The organism is Roseospira navarrensis (assembly GCF_009601025.1).
Lineage (GTDB): Bacteria > Pseudomonadota > Alphaproteobacteria > Rhodospirillales > Rhodospirillaceae > Rhodospira > Rhodospira navarrensis.
This window is the reverse complement of sequence record NZ_WIVE01000038.1, coordinates 14,594-39,333: the sequence shown is the minus strand read 5'-3', so window position 1 is coordinate 39,333 and position 24,740 is coordinate 14,594. Positions and strand designations below refer to the sequence as shown.

21 protein-coding genes and 1 pseudogene are annotated in these 24,740 nt (G+C 69.3%); 9 read left to right on the top strand and 13 right to left on the bottom strand.

Annotated elements, in window-relative coordinates; genetic code table 11:
- Positions 1-191, top strand: a pseudogene (locus tag GHC57_RS19570) (IS110-like element ISEc32 family transposase); the annotation flags it as partial.
- A 196-nt stretch (positions 192-387) separates the two neighbouring features.
- The gene (locus tag GHC57_RS12360) at positions 388-1,068 is read left to right on the top strand and encodes a CHAP domain-containing protein (protein ID WP_153344668.1); all 681 of its coding nucleotides are present in this window, start codon (positions 388-390) and stop codon (positions 1,066-1,068) included.
- Positions 1,069-1,193: 125 nt separating this feature from the next.
- Here the strand turns inward: GHC57_RS12360 and ctrA are convergent, their stop codons facing one another.
- Positions 1,194-1,895: a response regulator transcription factor CtrA gene (gene ctrA, locus GHC57_RS12355; RefSeq protein WP_153344666.1), complete on the bottom strand. Its 702-nt coding sequence runs from the start codon at positions 1,893-1,895 to the stop codon at positions 1,194-1,196.
- 434 nt (positions 1,896-2,329) lie between these two features.
- Here ctrA and fliI point away from each other — a divergent pair, with 434 nt between their 5' ends.
- A complete protein-coding gene (gene fliI, locus GHC57_RS12350; RefSeq protein ID WP_170294859.1) occupies positions 2,330-3,691 on the top strand; it encodes a flagellar protein export ATPase FliI in 1,362 nt (453 codons plus the stop codon).
- On the opposite strand, the gene GHC57_RS20560 is transcribed toward fliI, so the two are convergent.
- On the bottom strand, positions 3,652-3,777 hold the full coding sequence (locus GHC57_RS20560) for a hypothetical protein (protein WP_425500674.1): 126 nt from the start codon (positions 3,775-3,777) through the stop codon (positions 3,652-3,654). The genes fliI and GHC57_RS20560 overlap by 40 nt on opposite strands.
- On the bottom strand, positions 3,720-5,684 hold the full coding sequence (locus GHC57_RS12340) for a sensor histidine kinase (RefSeq protein WP_153344662.1): 1,965 nt from the start codon (positions 5,682-5,684) through the stop codon (positions 3,720-3,722). The genes GHC57_RS20560 and GHC57_RS12340 overlap by 58 nt, the downstream gene beginning before the upstream one ends.
- A gap of 521 nt (positions 5,685-6,205) precedes the next feature.
- Here GHC57_RS12340 and GHC57_RS12335 point away from each other — a divergent pair.
- The 4 genes from GHC57_RS12335 to GHC57_RS12320 all read left to right on the top strand — a co-directional run bounded on the left by GHC57_RS12335 (position 6,206) and on the right by GHC57_RS12320 (position 11,351).
- On the top strand, positions 6,206-7,561 hold the full coding sequence (locus GHC57_RS12335) for a glycine cleavage T C-terminal barrel domain-containing protein (protein WP_153344660.1): 1,356 nt from the start codon (positions 6,206-6,208) through the stop codon (positions 7,559-7,561).
- A gap of 100 nt (positions 7,562-7,661) precedes the next feature.
- The gene (locus GHC57_RS12330; protein WP_153344658.1) at positions 7,662-8,567 is read left to right on the top strand and encodes a methylenetetrahydrofolate reductase; all 906 of its coding nucleotides are present in this window, start codon (positions 7,662-7,664) and stop codon (positions 8,565-8,567) included.
- Between the two features lie 97 nt (positions 8,568-8,664).
- The gene (locus GHC57_RS12325; RefSeq protein ID WP_153344656.1) at positions 8,665-10,434 is read left to right on the top strand and encodes a formate--tetrahydrofolate ligase; all 1,770 of its coding nucleotides are present in this window, start codon (positions 8,665-8,667) and stop codon (positions 10,432-10,434) included.
- Entirely contained in the window at positions 10,431-11,351 is a 921-nt protein-coding gene (locus GHC57_RS12320; protein WP_153344654.1) for a phytanoyl-CoA dioxygenase family protein, read from the top strand. The genes GHC57_RS12325 and GHC57_RS12320 overlap by 4 nt, the downstream gene beginning before the upstream one ends.
- Here the strand turns inward: GHC57_RS12320 and GHC57_RS12315 are convergent.
- The 10 genes from GHC57_RS12315 to epmA all read right to left on the bottom strand — a co-directional run bounded on the left by GHC57_RS12315 (position 11,322) and on the right by epmA (position 23,003).
- A complete protein-coding gene (locus GHC57_RS12315) occupies positions 11,322-12,173 on the bottom strand; it encodes a tetratricopeptide repeat protein (RefSeq protein ID WP_153344652.1) in 852 nt (283 codons plus the stop codon). The genes GHC57_RS12320 and GHC57_RS12315 overlap by 30 nt on opposite strands.
- Positions 12,174-12,178: 5 nt before the next feature.
- Complete coding sequence (locus GHC57_RS12310; protein ID WP_170294858.1) at positions 12,179-13,123, bottom strand: Crp/Fnr family transcriptional regulator; 945 nt, start codon at positions 13,121-13,123, stop codon at positions 12,179-12,181.
- A gap of 219 nt (positions 13,124-13,342) precedes the next feature.
- Positions 13,343-14,146 carry a 4-hydroxy-tetrahydrodipicolinate reductase gene (gene dapB / locus GHC57_RS12305; protein ID WP_153344648.1) on the bottom strand — a complete coding sequence of 268 codons (804 nt, stop codon included), beginning with the start codon at positions 14,144-14,146 and terminating at the stop codon, positions 13,343-13,345.
- 44 nt (positions 14,147-14,190) lie between these two features.
- Positions 14,191-15,579 (bottom strand): HlyD family type I secretion periplasmic adaptor subunit, encoded by a 1,389-nt coding sequence (locus GHC57_RS12300; RefSeq protein ID WP_153344646.1) that lies wholly within the window; start codon positions 15,577-15,579, stop codon positions 14,191-14,193.
- Positions 15,580-15,596: 17 nt separating this feature from the next.
- Positions 15,597-17,360, bottom strand: a complete 1,764-nt coding sequence (locus GHC57_RS12295) for a type I secretion system permease/ATPase (protein WP_246152292.1) — start codon at positions 17,358-17,360, stop codon at positions 15,597-15,599.
- 108 nt (positions 17,361-17,468) lie between these two features.
- A complete protein-coding gene (locus tag GHC57_RS12290) occupies positions 17,469-18,854 on the bottom strand; it encodes a pyruvate dehydrogenase complex dihydrolipoamide acetyltransferase (protein ID WP_153344642.1) in 1,386 nt (461 codons plus the stop codon).
- Positions 18,855-18,869: 15 nt separating this feature from the next.
- Complete coding sequence (locus GHC57_RS12285; RefSeq protein WP_153344640.1) at positions 18,870-20,336, bottom strand: pyruvate dehydrogenase complex E1 component subunit beta; 1,467 nt, start codon at positions 20,334-20,336, stop codon at positions 18,870-18,872.
- Positions 20,337-20,357: 21 nt separating this feature from the next.
- Positions 20,358-21,401 carry a pyruvate dehydrogenase (acetyl-transferring) E1 component subunit alpha gene (gene pdhA, locus GHC57_RS12280; protein WP_153344637.1) on the bottom strand — a complete coding sequence of 348 codons (1,044 nt, stop codon included), beginning with the start codon at positions 21,399-21,401 and terminating at the stop codon, positions 20,358-20,360.
- A 261-nt stretch (positions 21,402-21,662) separates the two neighbouring features.
- Positions 21,663-21,923 carry a DUF2442 domain-containing protein gene (locus GHC57_RS12275; protein WP_153344635.1) on the bottom strand — a complete coding sequence of 87 codons (261 nt, stop codon included), beginning with the start codon at positions 21,921-21,923 and terminating at the stop codon, positions 21,663-21,665.
- 12 nt (positions 21,924-21,935) lie between these two features.
- On the bottom strand, positions 21,936-23,003 hold the full coding sequence (epmA, locus tag GHC57_RS12270; protein ID WP_153344633.1) for an EF-P lysine aminoacylase EpmA: 1,068 nt from the start codon (positions 23,001-23,003) through the stop codon (positions 21,936-21,938).
- A gap of 101 nt (positions 23,004-23,104) precedes the next feature.
- Between epmA and efp the strand changes: the two genes are divergently transcribed.
- Together efp and GHC57_RS12260 are read left to right on the top strand one after the other, a co-directional pair.
- Positions 23,105-23,671 carry an elongation factor P gene (efp, locus tag GHC57_RS12265; protein WP_153344631.1) on the top strand — a complete coding sequence of 189 codons (567 nt, stop codon included), beginning with the start codon at positions 23,105-23,107 and terminating at the stop codon, positions 23,669-23,671.
- A 6-nt stretch (positions 23,672-23,677) separates the two neighbouring features.
- Positions 23,678-24,562 carry an inositol monophosphatase family protein gene (locus GHC57_RS12260; protein ID WP_153344629.1) on the top strand — a complete coding sequence of 295 codons (885 nt, stop codon included), beginning with the start codon at positions 23,678-23,680 and terminating at the stop codon, positions 24,560-24,562.
- Positions 24,563-24,740: the final 178 nt, after the last annotated feature.

Below are 24,740 nucleotides of genomic sequence, written 5' to 3'. Positions count from 1 at the left end.
GCGCCTTGCGATCCAAGCTCTTCATGGCCGCGCTCTCCGCCGTGCGATACAACCCCGACCTCAAGGCCTTCTACGAACGGCTTATCGGAAACAAAAAGACACCAAAAGGCGCACTCCTCGCCGTTGCCAGAAAGCTCGTCACCATCGCAAACGCGGTCCTCCGGCCTCAGCCCGAACCCGCCACAAACTGAGTTGATGACACACTATTAATAGAGTTTGTCATCCTGAGCGCCCGAAGGGCGCGAAGGGCGCGAAGGATCTCGTGATGAGGTACGAAACGTGACACCCCTGTCATCTGGATTCGGAGCCCTGGGAATCCATAAAATCGTTTGACATCAATGCATTATATCATTATATTTGAGTTTCGTTCCAGCAAGAGTCCGCATCATGCTTCTCTGGCTCAAGACAGCGGTATTCCGGGTCCCGGCGCGGACCGCCCTCCCCTGCCCCGCCCTGCGGCATGCCGTGGCCGGGGCCGTTCTGTTGGGACTGGCGGGGTGCGGCACCGGGCCGGCCGACGTCGGCGAGGGCCTGTATCCCGTCGCCGCCTACAGCGGCACCGAGGGCTTCATCTGGTGCGTGCCCTATGCCCGCGAGATTTCGGGTGTGCAGATCCGGGGCGATGCGGACACCTGGTGGTCCCAGGCCGCCGGCCGGTACGAGCGCGGCACCCGCCCCGCCCCCTATGCCGTGCTGACCCTGAAGCCGGACCACCGCCTGACCGACGGGCATGTGGCCGTCGTCACCGGCATCCAGGGGCCGCGCGAAATCCGCGTCAGCCACGCCAACTGGGGCTGGACGTCCTCGACCCGCGGGCGGGTCTACACCCACATGCCGGCCATCGACGTCTCGCCGTCCAACGACTGGAGCCAGGTGCGCTTCAAGCATCCGTCGGTGGGGGCCTACGGGCGGATCTATCCCGCGCTCGGGTTCATCTATCCGGACCGCACCCGGCCGGACATCCGGGTGGCGGAGGCCGCGCCTCAAACACCGCCCCAGGCGACGCCCGAGCCGGCCGGGCCGACCCCACACACGGATGCGCGGGTCGCCATGCGCCATCTGTTCTGATTGGGCAGCCGAAACCCCGGATCCTCCGGCGAACCCAGGACGGTCCAGCCGCTAAGTCCCTGCGCCCGCGCGACGGATCCGTCGACATCTCGAAGGGATGGGGTTGGACATCGCCGGGACAGCGATCAGGCGGACTGCGCCGCGGCCCCATCGGACGGTTCGCACAGGCGATAGCCGCGCCCCCACACGGTCTCGACGTAGGTGTCCCCGCCGGTGACCTTGGCGATCTTCTTGCGCAGCTTGCAGATGAAGACGTCGATGATCTTCAGTTCCGGCTCGTCCATGCCGCCGTAGAGGTGGTTGAGGAACTGTTCCTTGGTCAGCGTGTTGCCCCGACGCATGGCCAGCAACTCAAGGATGCCGTATTCCTTGCCGGTCAGGTGCAGCGGCTGGCCGTCCACCTCGGCCGCGCGGGCCTCCAGGTTGATGGACAGCCGGCCCACGGTCACGACGGGCTGGGCATGCCCGCGCGAGCGGCGCACGATCGCCTGGATGCGGGCCAGAAGCTCGCTCCGGTCGAAGGGCTTGGTCAGGTAGTCGTCGGCGCCAATCCCCAGGCCCTTGACCTTGCGCGACGATTCCGAAATGCCGGACAGGATCAGCACCGGGGTCTCGACACGCGCCGCCCGCAGGCCCCGGATCACGTCCAGGCCGTCCATGTCGGGCAGCATCAGGTCCAGAAGGATGATGTCGTATTCATACAGCTTGCCGATCTCAAGACCGTCCTCGCCGAGGTCGGTCTTGTCGGCAACCCATCCTTCCTGGCGAAGGATCAGGGCCAGACCTTCGGCCGTGGCCGGGTCGTCCTCGATAATCAGAACCCGCATCGGGCGCGGTCCTTTTGCAGTGGATGACGGACCCTCTTCCCCCCTGCCTAGCTCAGGCCGTCGTGGTCGGAAGCACCGTCGTTCCCATGTAGGACCAAGACGGTCGATCAACCACCCCGAACGTGAAACCAGGCCCCGGATTCATAACGCCTTAACCTTTGTTAATCAGTATCACGGGGGCGCCGCGCGCGTCAACGCGCTGCGTCGGACGGCCAGGGCAACGGGCTCAGGTAGGTGAACGGACCGCTCCTGTCGGCTCTTTGCAGCGGGTCGGAGACCTGCGCCCGAGATCCTTCAGCCGCGGCGCGGCTTCAGGATGACATCCAATGAATCAGGTTGTCATCCCGTGCGAGCGAAGCGAGACGAGGGACCTTGGGAGGCGTGCTCGGACGGCGCCATCCCCAGACCCGTTGCCGTGCAGAAAGGGCCGTGCCGTGTCCACCCTGATCCAGACCCTGATGGGCGAGATCGACCGCCTGCCGACCGAGCGTCTGTTCGGCCGCGTGGCCAGCGTGCGCGGTCTGGTGATCGAGATCGGCGGCGTGCAGGGCAATCTGTCGGTGGGCGACCGCTGCCGCGTGCTGACGCGCGACGGCGGCACCGTGACCTGCGAGGTGGTCGGCTTCCGCGCCGGCCACGCGCTTCTGCTGCCGTTCGGCGGTCTGGATGGCATCGGCATGGGGTGCCGGGCCGAACTCACGGAAAGCGCGCCCATGCTGCGGCCGTCGGCGGACTGGCTGGGCCGGGTTATCAATGCGTTCGGCGAGGAGGTGGACGGCAAGGGGCCGATCCCGCTGGGCGAGACCGCCTATCCCGTGCGGACCCAGCCGCCCCCGGCCCACAAGCGCCAGCGGGTCGGCGGCAAGCTCGACCTGGGGGTGCGCGCGCTCAACACCTTCCTGACCTGCTGCCAGGGCCAGCGCATGGGCATCTTCGCGGGCTCGGGCGTGGGCAAGTCCACCATCCTGTCCATGCTGATCCGCCATTCCCGCGCCGAAGTGGTGGTGCTCGGCCTCGTCGGCGAGCGCGGCCGCGAGGCCCGCGAGTTCATCGAGGACGACCTTGGCGAGGAAGGCCTCGCGCGCAGCGTGGTGGTGCTGGCCACGTCCGACGAAAGCCCGCTGATGCGCCGTCAGGCCGCCTACGCCACCCTGACCGTGGCGGAGTCATTCCGCGACCAGGGCCGCAACGTGCTGTGCCTTATGGATTCCGTCACCCGCTTCGCCATGGCCCAGCGCGAGATCAGCCTGTCCGCCGGCGAGCCCCCCGCCAGCAAGGGCTACACCCCCACCGTGTTCGCGGAACTGCCGCGCCTGCTGGAGCGGGCCGGCCCCGGTGTGCCCGGCACCGGCTCCATCACCGGCCTGTTCACGGTGCTGGTGGAGGGCGACGACCACAACGAGCCCATCTCCGACGCCGTGCGCGGCATCCTGGACGGACACATCGTCCTGGACCGCGCCATCGCGGAGCGCAATCGCTATCCGGCCGTGAACGTGCTGCGCTCGGTTTCGCGGACCATGCCCATGTGCAACACGGACGATCAGAACGCGCTGGTGAACACGGCGCGGCAGGTCATCACGACCTACGAGGACATGGCGGAACTGATCCGCCTGGGGGCCTATCGCCCGGGCTCGAACGCGGATGTGGATGCGGCCATCCACTACTATCCCATGATCGAGGCGTTCCTGGCGCAGGCCAAGGAAGAGGCCACGGACCTGGAAACCGGCTACCGGATGCTGCGCCAGATCCTGGAGACTCAACCGGCCGCCGACGCCGGCGCGCCATCCGGCTCCTGAGCGGCCACGGGCAGGCGGACCAGCACGGTCAGGCCGCCGCCGGGGGTGGGTTCCATCCACAGGGCGCCCCCGTGGCGCTCGGCGATCCGCTTGCAGATCGGCAGTCCCAGGCCCGTGCCCTCCTCCCCTGGCAGCGCGCCATCGCCGGGCGACGGCAGCCGCCGCAACAGCTTGAGAGGGCATCGGGCCAGTCCTCAGGCGAAATGCCGCGTCCGTTGTCGGCCACCGACAGAACCACCCAGCCGTCCCTGTCCGAGGGCCGCGCGGAGATCCGCACATGCGGCGGCGCGCCCTCGCGCCGGTACTTGAGCGCGTTGCCGACAAGGTTCTGAAACAGCCGCCGGATCTGGGTGCGATCACCGCGCAGGGGCGGCAGGGGGTCGGCCTTGATGGTGGTCCCGACACGCTCCCGGTCCGCCGACAGATCCGCCAGCGCATCCTGGAGCACAGCGCCGGTTTCGACCCGATCAAAGGCGGCGCCCTGGCTCTCGATCCGCGCGTAGTCCAGCACGCCCTGGATCATGCCCGCCATGCGGCGGGCGGCCGCCTTCGCCTCCGCAATCTCGGCCCGGCCCTCCTCGGTCAGCGTCGCTCCGTATCGCCGCGAGAGCAGCGAGAGGTTGCCGGAGATCAGACGCAGCGGCGCCTGCAGGTCGTGGGAGATCACCGACGCGAACTGCTGCAATTCGGCGTTCGAATGCTCAAGGTCCCGCGTCCGGTCCCGCACCTTCTGGTCCAGGGTCACGGTCAGGTGCCGCAGCGCCCGGTGAGTGCGCGCGAACGTGACGAGGGACAGGCCGATCAGCATGGCGGAGAACGCCAGCAGACCCAGCGCCAGCGGCATGCGCGTCCAGGGCAGGACCCCGTGCGCCACGCCCATGTCGATCATCAGGAACCCGCCGAACACCACGAAGCCGGCGAAGGTGACCTGCTCCACCCGGTCGGCCTCCGCGATCCAGCGGGCACCGGCCAGAACCAGGATGATCAGCGAGACGGTCAACAGCCCGTCGAACACGGGATACAGGTCCGACAGGGCCGCCAGACCGGCCACCGACGCCCCGATGGCCCCGACCGCATAGGCCAGATGCCCCCGCCACACCCAGTCCACCACCTGGACGGCGCGGCCCCAGCACATCCCGTGAAGCAGCAGGGCCATGGGAACGGGCAGCAGGAAGTAGGCGGCGGCGCCAATTTGGCTCGACACCATCGCGTCGTGGATCAGGAACTGGCTGGCCTGACTTTGGGCCAGAACCATGACCCCGGCCAGCAGGGTGAAGATGCCAATCAAACCATGGATGCGGGCCATCAGAGGTTGCACCAGGGCCAGCGCCCCGGCCACGATCGCCAGCACCAGCGACAGCGCGCTGACCACGACCGGCACCATGGCCCCGTCCGCCACATGCCGGAGCAGGTCCAGGCGCTCCATGACCTTGACCTCGCCCCATAGCCCGATGTCGTAGGAATCGGACCACACGCGGACAGAAAGCCGCTTGCCGCCGAAATCGGGCGGCAGATCTATCATGTGCCAGGGCCACCCCTCGAACGTGCCTTGCCCCTCGCCATCGAACTGCCCATGGCGGTAGATCAGGCGGCCCTCAAGATAGAACTCGGCAATCAGATCGATGCTGAAGACATACAGCACCGGATCGCGCCATTCGCCGTCCGGCAGCGTGATCCGGTACCAGACGTTGCTGCGTCCCTCCCGTCCCGGCGGGTTGGACGGAAACCTGATGTCGTGCCATGACCCGGCCGCATCCTCGAAGGCCCAGACGGGCGTCCCCTTGCCGTTGAACGCGGAGTCGCCCCACCGATACTCCCACCCGGTGTCGAGATCGCGCGTCTTTTCGTTTGCCAGCGCGTCACCGCCGCCGATCGCCACCAGCAGAACGAGGACCAGGCCCAGGGCCAGGGCGGACGTGACGCCCCCGGACACGGCGCACCGGATCCGCCGGAAACGGCCATGGGCGATGGACGGGACAACGGATCGGGCCATGAACCACATCGTCTGGGGCGGAAAACAGGACGCGGGGGCCATCCCACCGGCGGAGAACCGACCCACCGCCGGACAGACCCCGACTAGACACCGATGCTTCCGCGCGTGCAACAGAAACAGCCGGCCCCCGATTCATGGCGGTCGGTCCGCGACATCCGAACGCGGGGCCTGAGGCCGTCAATCCGCGTTCTTTGCATGACCGCCATGTCAACAATCGGGAGCCCCCGCGTCCGGACCGGACTGTGCGGCCGGCCGAATGCGACGCGACTCGCGCGCCCGGACACCCCCTTTTTCCCGACCATTTCATTCGGCCATTGCCGAGCGCTGCGCACGCCGGTCCGACAGGGGGGCCATTCCGCCTTTTTATTCAGAGGGTTCGGGCGCCAGATCGGAGGGGCGCACCGCGTCAGACCATTAATGACGGAAGTGAGACAAAGCGTGTCGGATTTGAGCAAATGGCATCGGAAGAGGCGGTCCACTGTCAAGGGGTCAAGCCCATCCCAGCAGTGGAGCACGGACCCATGGACACGCCTCTCTCTCCCGGAGCCGCCCTCGCCGCCATGACGGATGTCGTCAATGGCCAGTGCCCGACCGTCGATCAGTCGGACCGCACGGTGCCGATCAACCTGCGCCAGAGCGGCCCGACCCCGGTGCAGATGCTGATCTCCACCCGGGTGCGGAAATCCCCCTACTGGCATCTGGCCCACAAGGCCGGGTGCTGGCGCGCGACGGTCTACAACCGCATGTACCACCCGCGCGGCTACGTCCGCCCGGAGGACGGCGGCGCCATGGTCGAATACGACGCGCTGGTGAACCACGTCACCATGTGGAACGTGGCGGTTGAGCGGCAGATCCAGGTGAAGGGCCCCGACGCCGAAGCCTTCGTCAATTATGTCGTGACCCGCGACGTGACCCGCATCAAGCCGATGGCCGGCAAGTACGTCATCCTCTGCAACGAAGACGGCGGGATCCTCAACGACCCGGTGCTTCTGCGCATCGCCGAGGACGAGTTCTGGTTCTCGCTGTCCGACAGCGACCTGGAGCTGTGGCTTCGTGGCGTCAACCTGGGCCTGAAGATGAACGTCTCGATCAAGGAGATCGACGTGGCCCCGGTGCAGATCCAGGGGCCCAAGTCCCAGGCGCTGATGGAGGATCTGGTCGGCCCGGCGATCCGGGACGTGCCCTACTATGGCCTTCTGGCCGCCCGCGTGGGCGGGCGCGACGTCATCATCTCGCAGACCGGGTTCTCGGGCGAGGCCGGCTACGAGATCTATCTGCGCGACGCCACCCTGTACGCCGACGACATGTGGAACGCGGTGCTGGCGGCCGGCAAGGCCCACAACCTGATGGTCATCGCCCCGGCGCACCACCGCCGCATCGCGGCCGGCATTCTGTCCTGGGGCCAGGACCTGGATCAGGAGACCCTGCCCTTCCAGTGCAACCTGGGGTATCAGGTGCCGCGCAAGAAGACCGCCGACTATATCGGCAAGGCCCGCCTTGAGCAGGTGCGTGCCGTGATGGAGTCCGGCGGCGAGCCGTACCGGATGCAGCTCGTCGGCATGGCCCTGGGCGGCAAGCCGATCACCGACTATGCGCCGGACTTCTGGCTGATCTCGGGCGAGGACGCCGGCGATCCCATCGGCTATGTCACCTCGCCGTGGTACTCGCCGGAGCTGGGCACCAACATCGCCATGGGCTACGTCCCCTACGGGATGCGGCACGAGGGCACCCGCCTGGCCGTATGGCTGCCCGACGCATACGCCGAGCATGCGGGCGAGCCGGTCAACGCCCAGATCGTGCCGATGCCGTTCCGGTCCTCGGCCAATCCCAGCGCCCGGGAACTGGCCCGCTCGCAGGGCCGCGACAGCGCGTTCTGAGGGCGCTCCGACGACCGGGCTGGAGCCCCCTCCCTGCCCGGTCGTCCCAGGCTCACGGCGTACCCCGGTCACGACACCCCATGCGGAAGGCGACGGGACGATGCCCTACGACAGCACGCAGCAGGCGGGACGCGAGGACGCAAAGGTTGCGCGCCCCCTTGGCTCCGCCGGGGTCTCGCTGGAAATCACGCCCGGCGTGGCCGCGAAGATCCCGTCCTTCGCCGATCTCCTGCCGTCGGGCGCCGCCGTCTATGTCACCAGTCTGCCCGGCACCGATCGGGCCGAGGCCATGGCCGTCAGCCGGCGTCTGGCCCGGGACGGCCTGCGGCCGGTCCCCCATCTGGCGGCGCGCGGCCTGAAAAGCCGCGCCGATCTGGCCGACTGGCTCGACCGGGCCGTGTCGGAGGGCGGCGCCCGCGACATCATGCTGATCGCCGGCTCCAACGACCGGCCCGCCGGTCCGTACCGGGATACCCTCGCCGTCCTGGACAGCGGGCTGGTGGAGACGGCGGGGCTGCGCGGGTTCGGTGTCGCCGGCCACCCGGAAGGACATCCCAACGCGGGACCCGCCATCCTGCTGGAGGCCCTGCGCCGCAAGCAGGCGTTCGCCGCCGCGCACGGTCTGGAGGCTTGGATCGTCTCCCAGTTCGCCTTCAGCGCCACCCCCATCCTGTCCTGGGCCCTTGCCCTGACGGACGCCGGCGTGACCCTGCCCATCCGGGTCGGGCTGCCGGGTCCCGCCAAACCGGCGACCCTCATCACCTATGCGCGACAGTGCGGTGTTGGGAACAGCCTTCGCGTGCTGACCCGACGCCCCGATGTCGTGGCCGGCCTGCTGCGCGCCTGGACACCGGACAGCATCGTGGGCGACCTTGAGAGGGCACGCGACCGGGGCGCGGCCGGAATGGTGAGCGGGGTGCACCTGTTCCCCTTCGGCGGCTTCGCCCGGACCGCCGCGTGGGCGGTCGCGCATCTGAACAGGCCGAACGAGCGGGCGGAGACCTGATCAGCCTGGCCAGGACCCCACGCGGCCACGGGCGGACCGTCGAGGTTGGACGGCCGCCGGCTTATCGGCCCGACTGTGGGCCATGGGAGACGTCGGAATGTCCCATCAGATCAGCGCACGCCACCACGCCCCCTTCGACACGCGGGCCGGGAGCGCCCCCGACTCCGACCCGAGCGACGGTCTGCCACCGCCGGGCGCGCCCGACATCGAGATCGCCCGCGCGGCCCGCCCAAGGGCGATCCTGGATCTGGCCGCCGAGACGCTGGATATCCCGTCGCAGTCCCTCATCCCCTACGGCCACACCAAGGCCAAGATCGCGCTCGACTATGTGGAGAGCCTGCGCACACGGCCCCGGGGCAAGCTGGTGCTGGTCACCGCCATCACGCCGACGCCGGCCGGCGAGGGCAAGACCACCACCACCGTCGGTCTGGGCGACGGCCTGTCGCGCATCGGGCGCAAGGCATCGATCTGCCTGCGGGAGCCCTCGCTCGGCCCCTGCTTCGGCATGAAGGGCGGTGCGGCCGGCGGCGGGCGCGCCCAGGTGATCCCCATGGAGGACATCAACCTCCACTTCACCGGCGATTTCCATGCCATCGGCACGGCCCACAACCTGCTGTCCGCGCTGATCGACAACCATCTTCACTGGGGCAACGAACAGGACCTGGACGTGCGCCGCGTCTCCTGGCGCCGGGTCATGGACATGAACGACCGGGCCTTGCGCAACATCACCGTCGGGCTGGGCGGCCCGGCGCATGGGGTGCCGCGCGAGGCCGGGTTCGACATCACGGTGGCGTCCGAGGTCATGGCCATCCTCTGCCTCGCGTCGGACATGGCCGACCTGGAACGGCGGCTGGCCTCCATCGTCATCGGCCAGCGGCGCGACAAAACGCCCGTGTTCGCCGGCGACATCGGCGCCGAAGGCGCCATGGCCGTGCTGCTGAAGGACGCGCTCGCCCCCAATCTGGTGCAGACGCTGGAGCACACCCCCGCCATCATCCACGGGGGTCCGTTCGCCAACATCGCCCACGGCTGCAACTCGGTCATGGCCACGGACACGGCATTGCGCCTGAACGACGTGGTGGTGACCGAGGCCGGGTTCGGGGCCGATCTGGGCGCCGAGAAGTTCCTGCACATCAAGTGCCGGCAAAGCGGCCTGCGGCCCCATGCGGTGGTGGTGGTGGCCACGGTGCGGGCGCTGAAGATGCACGGCGGCGTGGCCAAGGGCGCCCTGGGCACCCCCGATCCGGAGGCCGTCCGGCGCGGCGGGGCCAATCTGCGCCGCCACCTGACCAACCTGCAGGCATTCGGGCTCTCACCCGTCGTGGCCATCAACCGCTTCACCGGCGACAGCGCGGCGGAACTGGATGCCGTGCGCGCCCTGTGCGACGCGGTGGGGGCACCCGTGGCGCTCGCCTCGCACTGGGCCGAGGGCAGCCGGGGCAGCGAGGCTCTCGCCGAACTGGTGGCCGAGCGGCTGGACGGCCCGGCGCCCACCCTGCGCTTCCTGTACGAGGAGCAGGCCCCCCTGTCGGACAAGATCCAGACCGTGGCGCGAGAGTTGTACGGCGCCGCCGACATCTCGCTGGACTGGCTCGCCCAGCGCGGCATCGCCGAGATCACCGAGCAGGGATATGGCCACCTGCCGGTGTGCATCGCCAAGACGCAATACAGCTTCTCGGCTGATCCCAACGCCAAGGGCGCGCCGGAAGGCCATGTCCTGCCCGTGCGCGAAGTGCGGCTGGCCGCCGGCGCGGGCTTCGTGGTCGCCATCTGCGGGGACATCATGACCATGCCGGGCCTGCCGCGCGAGCCGTCGGCGCTGCATATCGGCTTGAACGCCGGAGGCGAGATCGTGGGCTTGACGTGATCCGTGCGGCTCCACCTCCGGTGTTCGAGGACGCCGCGCCGGACGAGGATCCGGCGCGGCGTTCGCGTCGGGTGTTCGCCGGGGACCTGCTGGTGTTTCGCCGCCTTCCCGCCATGGCGCGCCTGACCGAGCACCTGAACACACGGCTGTGCGCGGCCCTCAACGACCCGGACCCGGAAACCGCTGAACAGCGGCTGGACCCCGCGGCGTTCCGATCCGGCATCGGCGCGTGGCGAACCGCCCTGGCAACCGACCCGTTGGTCCGCGCGACCTGGCGCGAAACCATGGAGACCCTGGGCTACAGGGCGGACAGCCTGTTCGTCGATCGCCTGAACGGCCGCAGCGCCGCCGTCCGCCCGGCGTGGCGCGGCCGGCGCGGTAGCATCGTCCCCGTGCACCGGGACACTTGGGGGTCCGGTATCGCCATGCAGGTCAACTGGTGGGCTCCGATCCGCCCGGTGTCAGCGGATCGCACGATGGTGCTGTGGCCGCACCTGTTCGCGGTGCCGGTGGAGAACGACTCCGGCACATGGAGCCTGGAGACGCTGCGCGCGCGGACCCGTGCCGGCCATCCGGACGGCTATCCCCTGCTGCCCAGCGTCACGCGGCCGGTTCCGGACGAGGACGCCGTGCCGGTGCTGATCGACCCGGGCGACCTGCTCATGTTCGCGGGGGCCCACCTGCATGCGAGCCGGGCGACCGACACGGAGCGCGCGCGCTTCAGCCTGGATACGCGGTCCGTGTGGCGGGCGGACCTGGACGCGGGGCGCGGCGCGCCGATGGTGGATGCCGCCGGCGGCGAGGTGCAATGGGCGTGGTTCGAGTCTTTGGAGACGGGGGAGACGGGCGCGACCCTCTCCCCGCCACCTGAGCGACCACCGGCGGGATCAGGGCTGGAGGGACGGCGCCGGAATTGACCCCCGGCCCTGCAGCCGCGCGAGGTCGGCCACCACGCGATCGGCCTGGGCCTGCGGCAGGATGGCGCGGGTCACCCGCTCCGCCATGTCCATGCGCCCGGCCACGGCGTAGAGCAGGGCCAGGTTTTGCCGCATGGGCAGGGTCGCGCGGGAATCGCTGGCCACCTCGGTCTGGACCTGGATCGCCTGTGTCAGATCCCCGGTCAGAGCCAAAGACAGGGCCAGATTGTTGGCGCTGCGCAGATCGGAGGGATCGGCGGCCATGGCGGCCCGATAGGCCGCCTGGGCCTCGGCATGGCGCCCCTCGCGATCCGCCAGGATGCCCACCAGGGCGAGCACCCGGGGGTCGCCCGGCGCGCTGTTCATGAGGTCGGCGACCTGGTTGGACGCATCGACGCTGGCCCCGACGGCCATGAGAGCCCGCGCCAGTTCCAGCCGCGCGTCCAGCGTCTCGTCGAGCCGGTCTTCCACGATGGCGCGGCGCAGGGTCCGAACGGCCTCCTGCGGCCGGCCGAGGTAGCGCAGGTTCCGCGCCAGCCCCAGAATATATGCCGGTTCCTCGGGGCTCGCCTCGACCAGACGGCGGTACTGATCGACGGCCAGGTCGTACTTGTTGTTCGCCTCGCTGGTCTGGGCCATCTGGGCGAGGGCCTGATAGAGGGCCTCGTCCTGGCCGCCCGGCCCGGCGCCCGTCGCACCGCCGCGCCCGTCCTGGCTGGACGCACAGCCCTGGAGCACCAGCGCGGCGCAGAGCGCCACCAGCCCCAGGCTTAGGCCCCGACGGCCGCGCGTTCGACGGATGCGGTCCAGTCCCACCGTCATGCCCCTCACCTCTTGGCCAGATCGCGCAGCCGGTCCGGCTCGCGGATCAGCAGGACGCGGTTCTGCCGGGCGACGATGCCTTCGCGCGCCAGCCAGCCGATCGCCGCCGCGACGGTTTCGCGCTTGGTGCCGGCCCAGAACGCGATGTCCGTGTGCGGCGGCAACGGGTCGATGATCCATTCGGTGCGGCGGTGCGGGTGAACCTCGGCCAGTCGCGACAACTGGGCGTAGACCCGCTGCTTGGCGGTCAAGGTGGACAGGTTGTACATGCGCCGGTTGGAGGTGCGCAGATATCCCGCCACGCGCCGCAGCAAGGCCAGCGCCAGGTCCCCCTGCCCTCGCACCAGATCCACGAAGCTGGGTCCGTCGAGGATGGCCACGAGGCTCGGTTCCAGCGCGACCGCGCGGGCCGAGCGCATGCGGCCGTCGATGGCCGACAACTCCCCGAAGGTGTCGCCCGCGACCAGTTCCGTCAGGGTCATGGGCGCGCCTTCCTCCATCAACTCCTCGAAGGCGGCGTTCCCGGTCTGGACGGAATGCGACTCCGCGTCGGCATCGCGCTGCTCCTGGGCGTCAGACTCGTCACTGCCGGTGCCGCCCGGCCGATCGGGCGCACCCGCGCCATTGGCGAGCCCCTCGCCATCCTGTTCGGCCGGGCCGCGAAAGACCAGAATGCGCAGCTTGCCGCGCACGATGAAATAGACGTCCTGGCTTGAGTCGTCCTGATCGAACACCACTTCGTGGGTAGCGAGCTGGCGCCAGCGGCACATGTCCTCGACGCGCTGCAGCACCTCGGGCGGGATGGTCTGAAGAAGCTTGTTCTCGGCCAGGGTCGCGATGGCCTCTTCGCGGCCCGTCACGGCCTCCGCCTCAAACGAGTCCGGCCCGTCCGCATTGGCCCCCGCGGGCAGACGTCCTGCCGCGTCGCGGTCCGCGCCATGCGTCCCCATGGTGTTCTCCTCCTGGGTCGGGCGCTCCTCCGACGCGGAGCCGCCATCCGTACCGCACCGCCGACGCCGGCCCCCGCGCGGCCCTTCGGTCCGGGTTGGTCCGGGGTGGTTCGCGGCCATCGCCCCCCGCTATTTCCGTTCCGGTTCAGGGACTAGAATTACAGACTTTAAACAGCCCCTTCAACCGCGTTTCCGGTGCTGTCAAGGCGCGCCCCAGCGTCACCCGAGCCCCAGCACGTCCGCCATGCCATAAAGGCCGTTGGGGCGCTCGGCCGCCCAGAGGGCCGCCCGCAGCGCGCCCCGGGCATAGATCGCGCGGTCGCTGGCCTTGTGCGTCAGTTCGATGCGTTCGCCCGGCCCGGCGAACATGACGGTGTGATCGCCCACCACGTCGCCGCCGCGCAGCACCGCGAAGCCGATGCGGCCGTCCTCGCGCGCGCCGGTGTGGCCGTCGCGCACCCGGTCCGCCGCGGCATCCAGGTCCACGCCGCGCCCGGCGGCGGCGGCCTCGCCCAGCCCCAGGGCCGTGCCGGAGGGGGCATCCACCTTGTGCCGGTGGTGGTGCTCCAGGATCTCGATGTCGTAGTCCTCGCCGAGGGTGGCCGCCACCTTGCGGGTCAGCGCCATCAGCAGATTGACTCCGACGCTCATGTTCGGCGCGCGAACGATGCGGGCGCCGGACGCGGCCTCGGACAGGCGGGTCAGGTCGGACGCCCCCAAGCCGGTGGTCCCGACCACCAGGATCGTCCCCCGCGCCGCCGCCAGGTCCGCGTGGGCCACGGTCGCCGCCGGCGTGGTGAAGTCAATGACGGCATCGCACCCGGCCACCAGCGCCGCCGGGTCGTCGGTGATGGCCGCCCCCACGGGTTCGGCGCCCACGACCGAGGCCACATCGGCCCCGACCAGATCGCCGCCGCTCCGCTCCGACCCGGCCGCCAGCACCACGCCCGGCGTGTCCAGGGTGTGCCGCACCAGCATGCGCCCCATGCGCCCGCCGCATCCCGCGATTCCGATCCTGAGCATTATCGTCCCTTTTTTTCCTGCTGCGCGCGGCTTTGGCGCCGCTATCACTGCTCCGTGAAGGCCCTGGAAAAGAAGTCCGTCAGCGGCTTCAGCATGTATTCCAGCATGGTCCGCTCGCCCGTCTTGACGACGATTTCCGCCGGCATGCCCGGGGACATGCGGTTGCTGCCCTCCAGCTTGGCCAGTTCCTCGTCGGGCACCTCCACGTGAATACGGAAATAGGAGGAGTCGTCGCGCTCGTTCACCAGCCGGTCCGACGACACGGTGATGACACGGCCCATGATGATCGGCGTGGTCCGCGAGGACAAGGCGCTGAGGCGCACCTCGGCCTCCAGCCCGGCGTGGACGGCGTCCACATCCATGGGCGAGACCTCCCCTTCGATCAGCAGACGGTCGTTGAGGGGGACGACCTCCATGAGGGTGTCGCCCGCGCGGATCACGCCGCCCTGGGTATGGACCTGGATGTTCTGCACCGTCCCGTCGAGCGGCGACCGGATCTCCACCCGCGCCAGGGTGTCGCGGGCCACCACCAGCTTCTCGCGCACCTGCCCCATCTCGTTGCGGGTCTGGCGCAGTTCGGCCACGACCTCCTCGCGGAACTGCTGGCGGGTCTGAATGATCTGCAACTCGGTCTCGCCGATGCCCTTGCCGGACCGGGCGATGTCGGCCACCGTGGCGCCGACCGAGCCCTCCAGGGCGGCCACCTCGCGTTCGATGGCGAGAACCTCGGTGCGGGGAAAAAAGCCCTTTTCGAACAGCTCGCGCAGGCCGACCAGCTCCTCCTGGAAGATCTCAAGCTGCCGGACCTGGGCGGCGTGCTGGGCCTCCATGCCCTCGATCTCCTGGCGGAACTGGGAGATGCGCTCACGCAGGATCGCCACCTGCCCGTCCAGGCTGCGGCGACGCTCGCGGAACTGCTCGCGCTGGTTCTCGATCAGCTCGGCCACTTCGGGGTCCGTGGCCGCTTCGGCCATCAGGTCCTCGGGGAAATCGACGGTCTCTCGGTTGGCCTGCTCGGCCAGCAGGCGTGCTTCCAGCGCGCGCAACTCGTTGAGCGCCTTGCGGTTGAGGGCCGCGTTGGCGGCGGCCTGGGTGGCGTCCAGGCGCACGAGCACATCGCCCGCCGAAACCACATCGCCCTCATCCACCAGGATTTCGGCGACGATGCCGCCCTCCAGGTGCTGAATGGTCTGGCGCTTGCTCTCGACCACCACGGTGCCGGGGGCGATGATGGCGCTGTCGAGGGGGGCCGTCGCCGCCCAGGTGCCCAGGCCGCCGAACATGACCACGACCACCAGCAGGCCGAGCAGGATGATCGGGCCGGTCCGGGTGGGCGGCCCGGGCTCGTCCTGTGACCCCGACGCCGCCTGCGGGTCATAGGGCGCCGGCACGGCGCCCTGTTGACGCGGGACGATGCTGCCTTGCGATGCCATGGCCTGGACCGGCTCCCCTATCCCTGTTGGCGCCCGCCGGAGGCGGTCCCGCCCGCCTCACCCGCACGGGGCAACGAGCGCGCCGATCCCGCATCGGCAACCGCGCGGGGCTGCATGACCCGCGCCAGGATCTCCTTGGCGGGCCCGATGGAGTCCACCATGCCCTTCTTGAGCACCAGGATGGTATCCACGGCGTTCAGCAGCATGGGACGGTGGGTGATGACCACCACCGTCCGTCCCTGCCCCTTCAGGCCCTGCAAGGCTCCCATGAGCGCCTGTTCGCCCTCGGTGTCAAGGTTGGCGTTGGGCTCGTCCAGGACGATCACGCGCGGATCACCGTACATCGCCCGCGCCAGCGCCACCCGCTGGCGCTGACCGCCGGACAGCACCGCGCCCCCGACGCCGATCTGGGTGTCGTAGCCGTCCGGCAGGGCCAGGATCATCTCGTGCACGCCGGCGTGCTGGGCGGCGCGGACCACGGCTTCCGGCAGCACCTCGCCGAAGCGGGCGATGTTCTCGGCCACCGAGCCCTCGAACAGTTCCACGTCCTGCGGCAGATAGCCCAGGTGGCGGCCCAGGGCGATCGTGTCCCACTGGGACAGTTCCGCCCCGTCCAGCCGCATCGCGCCCTGATAGGGCGGCCAGACGCCCACCAGCACGCGGGCCAGGGTGGACTTGCCCGCCGCGCTGGGTCCGATCACGCCCAGGATCTGACCGGGCGGCAGGTCCAGGGTCACACCCTGCAACACGGGGGTGCGCGACAGCGGGGGGCCTGCGATCACCCGTTCCAGGGACAGGTGTCCCGCCGGGTCCGGCAGGTCCATGCGGGCCTCGGGCGGGGCGCTGGCCGCCAGCAGTTCCTTGAGCCGGCCATAGGCGGCACGGGCGTTGGTCAGGTTGCGCCACTGCCCCACGGACTGTTCCACGGGGGCCAGCGCGCGCCCCATCAGGATGGAGGCCGCGATCATGGTGCCGGGGCTGGTGACCTGCTCGATCACCAGGAAGGCCCCCGCCGCCAGCATCAGCACCTGGAGCATCAGGCGGATGCTCTTGGACATGGCCATGATCGTCCCGGAGCGGTCCGCGGCCTGGGACTGCATGGCCAGCACCTTCCGGTGCCGCTCGGACCAGCGCCGCTGGATGCCGGGCAGCATCCCCATGGCCGCCATGGACTCGGCGTTGCGCACGCTGGTGGTGACGTATTCGTTGGACTGGATGCTGGCGACGTTGGCGCCCTTCAGGGGCTCGCGCGACCACAGGGCGTTGATGATCGCCAACGTGAAGATGACCAACGCCCCGGCCGTCGCCACCAGACCCAGCACCGGATGCAGCAGGAACACGGCGGCCAGGAACAGCGGCACCCACGGCGCGTCGATGAAGGCGGTCAGGCCCTGCCCGCTCATGAACTCGCGCACCGAATCCAGATCCCGCAGCGCCTGGGCGTGGGCGCCGTTGGGCGCGATCACGCTGCGCCGGAAGACGGCGGCGAAGACCGTGGCCCCGGTCTCGGCATGCAGCTTCGCCCCGATCCGCACGAGCAGGCGGCTGCGCAGGGCTTCCAGCAGGCCCATGACGGCCAGCAGGCCGACCGCGAGGCCGGTGAGCGCGATCAGCGTCGGTTCGGATCGGCTCGCCAGCACCCGGTCGTAGACCTGCAGCATGTGCAGCGGGGCCACGAACATCAGCAGGTTGATGAAAAAACTCATCGCGAAAACCGCGACGAACACGCCTCGAAAGGCGCGCATCGCGCGGTCAAGCTGGCTTTGGGTGGTGTCCGTCAAGACCTGCTCCGTTGGCCGCCCCGGCCCTGTCCCGGATGCGGGCGTCCGTGGCCCGACCATACGGCTTTGCCCCCGCCGTGTTAAGACGGATCGGGGGCCAGGCGCCGCCTACAGGAGCAACGTCAACGGGTCCTCCACGATGGCCTTGAACGCCGCCAGATACTCGGCCCCCACCGCGCCGTCCACGGAGCGGTGATCCACCGACAGCGTGCAACTCATCATCGTGGCGATGGTCAACGCGCCGTCCTTGACCACGGGGCGCTGTTCGCCCTGTCCCACCGCCAGAATGCAGCTTTGCGGCGGGTTGATGATGGCCGAGAACTCCCGGATGCCGTACATGCCCAGGTTCGAGACGGAGAACCCGCCGCCCTGGAACTCCTCCGGCTTCAGCTTGCCGTCCCGCGCCCGCTGGGCCAGGTCCTTCGTCTCGGCGGCGATGGCGGCCAGCCCCTTGGTGTCGGCATCGCGGATGATGGGCGTAATCAGGCCCCGATCCGTGGCCACGGCAACCGAAACGTCCACCGTCTCCAGCATCAGGATCGCCTCATCGGTCCAGACCGCATTGGCGGCCGGCACCCGGCGCAGGGCCACGGCGGCGGCCTTCACGATCAGGTCGTTGACTGAGAGCTTGAAGGCCCCGGCGCCCTCCTTCGGCGCTTTCTCGTTCAACTGCCGCCGCAGGTCCAGCAGCGGATCCAGCGCGCAGTCGATGGTGAGATAGAAATGCGGCACGGTCTGCTTGGCCTCGACCAGTCGGCGGCCGATGACCTTGCGCATCTGGGAGTTCGGGACCTCGTGATACTGCTGCCAGGGCTGAAGCTGGGCCTTGACGGCCTTTGCCGGCGCGGCCGGGGTCTGGGGCGCAGCCGGCGCGGCGGCTTCGGCCGAGGCCGTCTCGGCGGCCTTGGGCGCGGCCTGCGGCTTCGGTCCCTCCGCCTTGGCCTTGTCCACATCGGCCCGGACGATGCGACCGTGCGGACCGCTGCCCTTCACGCCGGTCAGGTCCAGGCCCGCCTCGGCCGCGAGGCGCCGGGCCAGCGGGCTTGCGAACACGCGCGCCCCGTCTGACGTGCGCGGCGCAGGCGGCGCGGGCTGCACCGGGCCGGACGGCGCGGGGGCGGGCTGTCCGGACGACGCAGCGGGCGCCGGGGCCGGTTCGCCGCCGCCGCCGGACTCCGGCGCGGGTGCATCATCCCCGCCGCTGTCATTCTTCGCCTTGGCCTCGGCATCGTCCAGCGCGCTTTGGTCCTCGCCCTCTTCCAGCAACAGGCCGATGGGCTGGTTGACCTTCACGCCATCCGTCCCGTCCGGCACCAGGATCCGGCCCAACACGCCTTCATCCACGGCCTCGAAGTCCATGGTCGCCTTGTCGGTCTCGATCTCGCAGATGACGTCACCGGCTTCAATGACATCGCCCTCTTTCTTCATCCATCGAGCGAGTGTGCCTTCCTCCATGGTGGGCGACAGGGCGGGCATCAGGATCTGTGTCGGCATGGTCCGGGGCCCCCCTTACGCCTGCGCTCGGTAACAGACGGCGCGGGCCGCCTCGACCACCTGTTCGGGCTGGGGCAGCGCCAGCTTCTCCAGGTTCGCCGCATAGGGCATGGGCACGTCGGCCCCCGTCACCCGGGTCACCGGCGCATCCAGCCAGTCGAACGCCTGTTCCATGCAGAGCTGCCCGATCTCGGCCCCGATGCCGGCGAAGGGCCAGCCCTCCTCGACCGTGACCACGCGGTTGGTTTTCCGCACCGACGCCAGGATGGTCGCGGTGTCCAGCGGCCGGAGCGAGCGCAGGTTGATGACCTCGGCCTCGATGCCCTCGCCGGCCAGCGTCTCGGCGGCGGCCATGCAGTGGCTCACCATGCGCGAGAACGCGACCAGAGTGACGTCCTTGCCCTGCCGCTCCACCTTCGCCTTGCCGATCGGCAGCACGAAGTCCTCGACATCGGGCACGTCGAAGGTCTGGCCGTACAGGATCTCGTGCTCCAGGAAGACCACCGGGTTGGGATCGCGGATGGCGGCCTTCAACAGCCCCTTGGCGTCGGCGGCGGACCAGGGCGAGAGCACCTTCAGGCCCGGCACATGCGCATACCACGAGGCGTAGCACTGGCTGTGCTGGGCCCCGACCCGCGCCGCCGCCCCGTTGGGTCCCCTGAACACGATGGGGCAGCCCATCTTGCCGCCGGCCATGTACAGCGTCTTGGCGGCCGAATTGATGATCTGGTCGATGGCCTGCATGGAGAAGTTGAAGGTCATGAACTCCACGATCGGCTTCAGGCGCGCGAAGGCGGCGCCCACGCCCAGACCGGCGAAGCCCATTTCCGTGATCGGCGTATCGATGACGCGCTTGTCGCCGAACTCGGCCAGCAGGCCCTGGGTGACCTTGTAGGCGCCCTCGTACTGGGCGACCTCCTCGCCCATCACGAACACCTCGGGGTCCCGCCGCAACTCCTCGGCCATGGCGTCGCGCAGGGCCTCGCGCACGGTCTGGCGCTTGAAGGAGTCGTAGGTGGGTTCCTCGGCGTCCGGGGCCGAGCCCAGGTCGCCCGATGACGGCGCCATGGGCTGGGCGGGGGGCTGAGGGGGCGCGGACGCGGCCGCGCCGGAGGACTGTGCTGCCTCGGCCGCCGGAGTCTCGGCCTCGCCGCCCGATCCGTTGGACCCGGCGGACGCGCCCTGGGAGGCCCCCTTGGCCGCCCCCTTGGCCGCCTCATCCAGCGCGCTGTCGTCCTCGCCCTCTTCCAGCAGCAGGCCGATGGGCTGGTTGACCTTCACCCCCTCGGTGCCGTCGGACACCAGGATGCGGCCGAGCGTGCCCTCGTCCACGGCCTCGAACTCCATGGTGGCCTTGTCGGTCTCGATCTCGGCGATCACGTCGCCGGCCTCGATGGGATCGCCTTCCTTCTTCAGCCAGCGGGCAAGGGTTCCCTCCTCCATCGTCGGCGACAGGGCGGGCATCAGGATCTGTGTGGGCATCGTATGCGTCTCCCCGGGGCCTCAGGCATCCACCAGCACGTCGGTCCAAAGCTCCGACGGATCGGGCTCCGGGCTGTTCTGGGCGAACTCGGCGGCCTCGCCGATGATGCCCTTGACCTCCTTGTCGATCGCCTTGAGGCGGTCCTCGTCGAACCCGCCCTCGTCCAGCAGACGGACCTTGAGCTGGTCGATGGGGTCGCTTTCGGACCGCATCTTGGAGACCTCCTCCTTGGTGCGGTACTTGGCGGGGTCGGACATGGAATGGCCCCGGTAGCGATAGGTCTTCAGGTCCAGCAGATACGGACCCTTGCCGGCGCGGACATGCTCCACGGCCTCGCTGCACTGCTCGATGACGTCGAGCACGTTCATGCCGTTGATGGCCTTGCCGGGGATGCCATAGGACGCGCCGCGCTGGGACAGGTCGCCGGGGGCCGAGGCCCGCTCCACCGACGTGCCCATGCCGTACTTGTTGTTCTCGATCACGTAGACCACGGGCAACCCCCACAGGGCCGCCATATTGAAACTCTCGTAGACCTGACCCTGGTTCACCGCGCCGTCGCCGAGGTAACAGAAGCAGATGCCGCCGTCCTCGCGGTACTTGTGGGCGAAGCCCAGGCCGGTGCCCAGCGGCACCTGACCGCCGACGATGCCGTGGCCGCCGAAGAAGCCCTTCTCGCGGCTGAACATGTGCATGGAGCCACCCTTGCCCCTGGAGTAGCCGCCCACGCGCCCGGTCAGCTCCGCCATCACGCCCTTGGGGTCCATGCCGGTCGCCAGCATGTGGCCATGGTCGCGGTAGCTGGTGATGATGGAGTCGCCGGGCTGCGCCAGCATCTGCAGGCCGACGACGACGGCCTCCTGGCCGATGTACAGGTGGCAGAAGCCGCCGATCAGGCCCATGCCGTACAACTGGCCGGCCTTTTCCTCGAACCGCCGGATGACCAGCATGGAGCGGTACAGGTGCTCCAGGTCCTCCGGCTCGAACCGCCGGGCCTGGGGGGGGCCGCCGTTGTCCTTGGAGGCCGCTTCCTTGGACGCCCCGCGCCCGCGCCGTGTTGCCGCCATGCGTCTGTTCTCCCCGTGAGGATCGGTGGACCGGCAGCCCCGACCGGACGGACCGCCACGCGAGGCGCCGCAGACGGACACCTCCCCGCCACAGGTAACCGCTTTGCGCCGGCATTCAAGAGAAAAGATTCGCTAACCCCTTGTGCCGCAACGCACAAATGACCGTTAACCGGAAACTGGTTAAAGGCCTGAGAGCGGGTCACAAAATGGCCGTGCCGGGTGATGCCCTCGCCGAATCTCAGTGCGTTTCGTCCAACGGGATCAGGCCGTGTCCCGTCGCGTATCTTCGGACGGAGCGCTCTTCAAATACAGAGTGTCGGGAGAAAGATCGATCTCGTCGGTCCATGTCACGACCCCATGGACGATCCGGACGGCGCGAAACAGGTCCTCATCCTGCAACGCCTCGAATGCAGGAAACCCCAAATACGGTTTCATATCGAACAGGCGACGCTCCCCCGTCACGAAGGTCACCGCAAGCCAGTAACCGGGCAGCGCGATGACATGTATGGCATCCGGGCTCATGTCACTGGGCTCCTACCCGCCCTCCACGGGCGCCCACAGCACGTCCTCGATGCGGCGGGCGCCGGCGCAGAGCATGACCAGCCGGTCGAGTCCCAGGGCGATGCCGGAGCACTCGGGCAGGCCATGGTCCAGCGCGGCCAGGAACTCCTCGTCGATGGGATAGCGTTCGCCGTACAGGGCCGCTTTCAGGTCCATGTCGGCCTCGAAGCGGGCGCGCTGCTCGGCGGCGTCGGTCAGTTCGCCGAACGCATTGGCCAGTTCCAGACCGCAGACGTAGACCTCGAAGCGTTCGGCCAGGCGGGGATCGTCCGCCTTGGGCCGCGACAGGGCCGCCATGGAGACGGGATAGTCGTACAGAATGCACGGCGCGCCGATGCCCAGGCGCGGCTCCACATGGCGCAGGAAGAGGCGGAAGAAGACGTCGTCGAAGCGGTCCGCGTCCCCCACGGCCAGCCCCAGCCGGCGCGCCTGCGCCGCCAGGGGCGCCGGGTCCGGCGCGGCGGACGGCTCGTCCGGCAGGCACGCCATCAGGTCCATCCCGGCGTATTCGGCCAGCGCCTCGGCCACCGACACACGCGTCCAGGGCCGCGCCGCATCCGACGCATGGCCGCGCCAGCGCAGGGGCTCGCCGCCCGCCGCCTGCTGGCAGGCGGCCACATAGGCTTCGGTCTCGTCCATCAGATCGGTGTAGGTCGCCCCGGCCCGGTACCATTCCAGCATGGTGAATTCCGGATGGTGGGTGGCCGAACGCTCCCCGTCCCGGTACACCCGGGCCATCTGGAAGATGCGCTCCAGCCCGCCCGCCATCAGCTTCTTCATGGCGAACTCGGGCGAGGTATGCAGGTACAGCGGCACCGACGGCCGGCCGTCGGGCGGCGTCCAGGCGGTGGCGAACGCCTTCAGGTGCGGTTCCAGACCGGGCGAGTGCTGCAGGGCCGGGGTCTCCACCTCCAGATAGCCGCGCCCGGAGAAAAAGGCCCGGGTTTCGGCCATCACGCACGCCCGCACGGCCAGCAGGGGGCGCCGGTCCGCCAGCACGTCGGGATGCCACCAGGGGCGGCCCTGGGATCGGCTTTCCATGCGAAATCCGTCTATTTCAAGGCGTTGCGGGAACTCGGCCCGGCGGTTGCCTGCACCGGGGCAACCTGCTAGGGTCCGCCCGCATTCAAGGGAATGACGCCATGAAAATCAATGCCAATACCATCCGCCCCGGGATGGTCCTGGATCACCAGGGCCGCACGTGGTCGGTCCTCAAGATCCAGCTCATCCAGCCGGGCAAGGGCGGCGCCTTCATCCAGGTGGAGATGCGCGACATCCAGACCGGCAACAAGACCAACGAGCGCTGGCGCACCGCCGACACGGTGGAGCGCCTGGACGTCCGCGAGCGTGACTGCCAGTTCCTGTTCAAGGACGAGGTCGGCTGTCACTTCATGGACGAAGAGACGTTCGACCAGTTCCAGTTGCCCGAAGACGCCATGGGCGAGCAGGCTCCCTACCTTCAGGACGGCATGAAGGTGCAGGTCAGCTTCATCGAGGGGACACCCATCTCGGTCAAGCTGCCGCAGACCGTGACGCTGCAGGTGGTCGAGGCCGACCCGGTCGTGAAGGGCCAGACGGCCGCCGCCTCGTACAAGCCGGGCATCCTGGAAAACGGCGTGCGCATCATGATCCCGCCGTTTGTCGAGGCCGGCACCCGCGTCGTCGTGAACACCGAGGACAGCACCTACGTCGAACGAGCGAAGGACTGACCCCGCATGGCCGGTTTTCGCTCCGCCAATATCAACGTGATGGTCTCGGCCGCCCAGAAGGCGGCGCGCGGCCTCGTGCGCGACTTCGGCGAGGTCGAGCAGTTGCAGGTCTCGGTCAAGGGACCGGGCGACTTCGTCTCCAACGCCGACATGAAGGCCGAACGCACCATCAAAGCCGAACTGAAGCGCGCCCGCCCCGAGTGGGGTTTCCTGATGGAGGAAAGCGGCACCGACGCGGGCCGCGACACGCGGCACCGCTGGATCGTCGATCCGTTGGACGGCACCAGCAACTTCCTGCACGGCATCCCGCACTTCGCCATCTCCATCGGCCTCGAACGGGACGGCGAGATCGTCGCCGGCGTGGTCCTGAACCCCATCACCGACGAACTGTACTGGGCGGAAAAGGGCCAGGGCGCGTTCATGAACGACCGCCGCCTTCGGGTCTCGGCGCGGCGGGACGTCTCAGCCTCGCTGTTCGCCACCGGCATCCCCTACAAGGGCAAGCCGGGCCATGCCCCCTTCCTGCGCCAGATGGCCAAGGTCATGGCCGTGTCCGCCGGCATCCGCCGCATGGGCGTGGCGTCGCTGGACCTCGCCTTCACCGCCGCCGGGCGCTTCGAGGGATTCTGGGAAACCGGCCTGCACCCCTGGGACGTGGCGGCCGGCATCATCCTGGTGCGCGAGGCCGGCGGCACGGTGACCGACCTGAAGGGCGGCACCGAGTTCCTGGCCGGCGGCACCATCCTGGCGGCCAATGCGTCCATGCACCGGGCTCTGCTCGATCTGGTGGGACCCGAGGCCCAGCACCCGGGCCCGGCACAGACGGCGGGGACCGACGCCGCCTCCGGCACCCCGTCCGGGGATGCCCCGGCCGTGCCGACCGGGTCCTGACCGGGCGCGGCCCGCATCGGGGCCGGCAGCCGCCTTGCCGGACTCGTCCCGTCTGATATACGGTGGCAGGACTTTCGGGGGCTGCCGGCGCATCATGCCGCGCCGGGGACAAGGCGCGGCCGTCAGCCTGCAGGCCCCCGGTTCCCAGACCGACGCCACGATTGATTCGGGAGAAGGC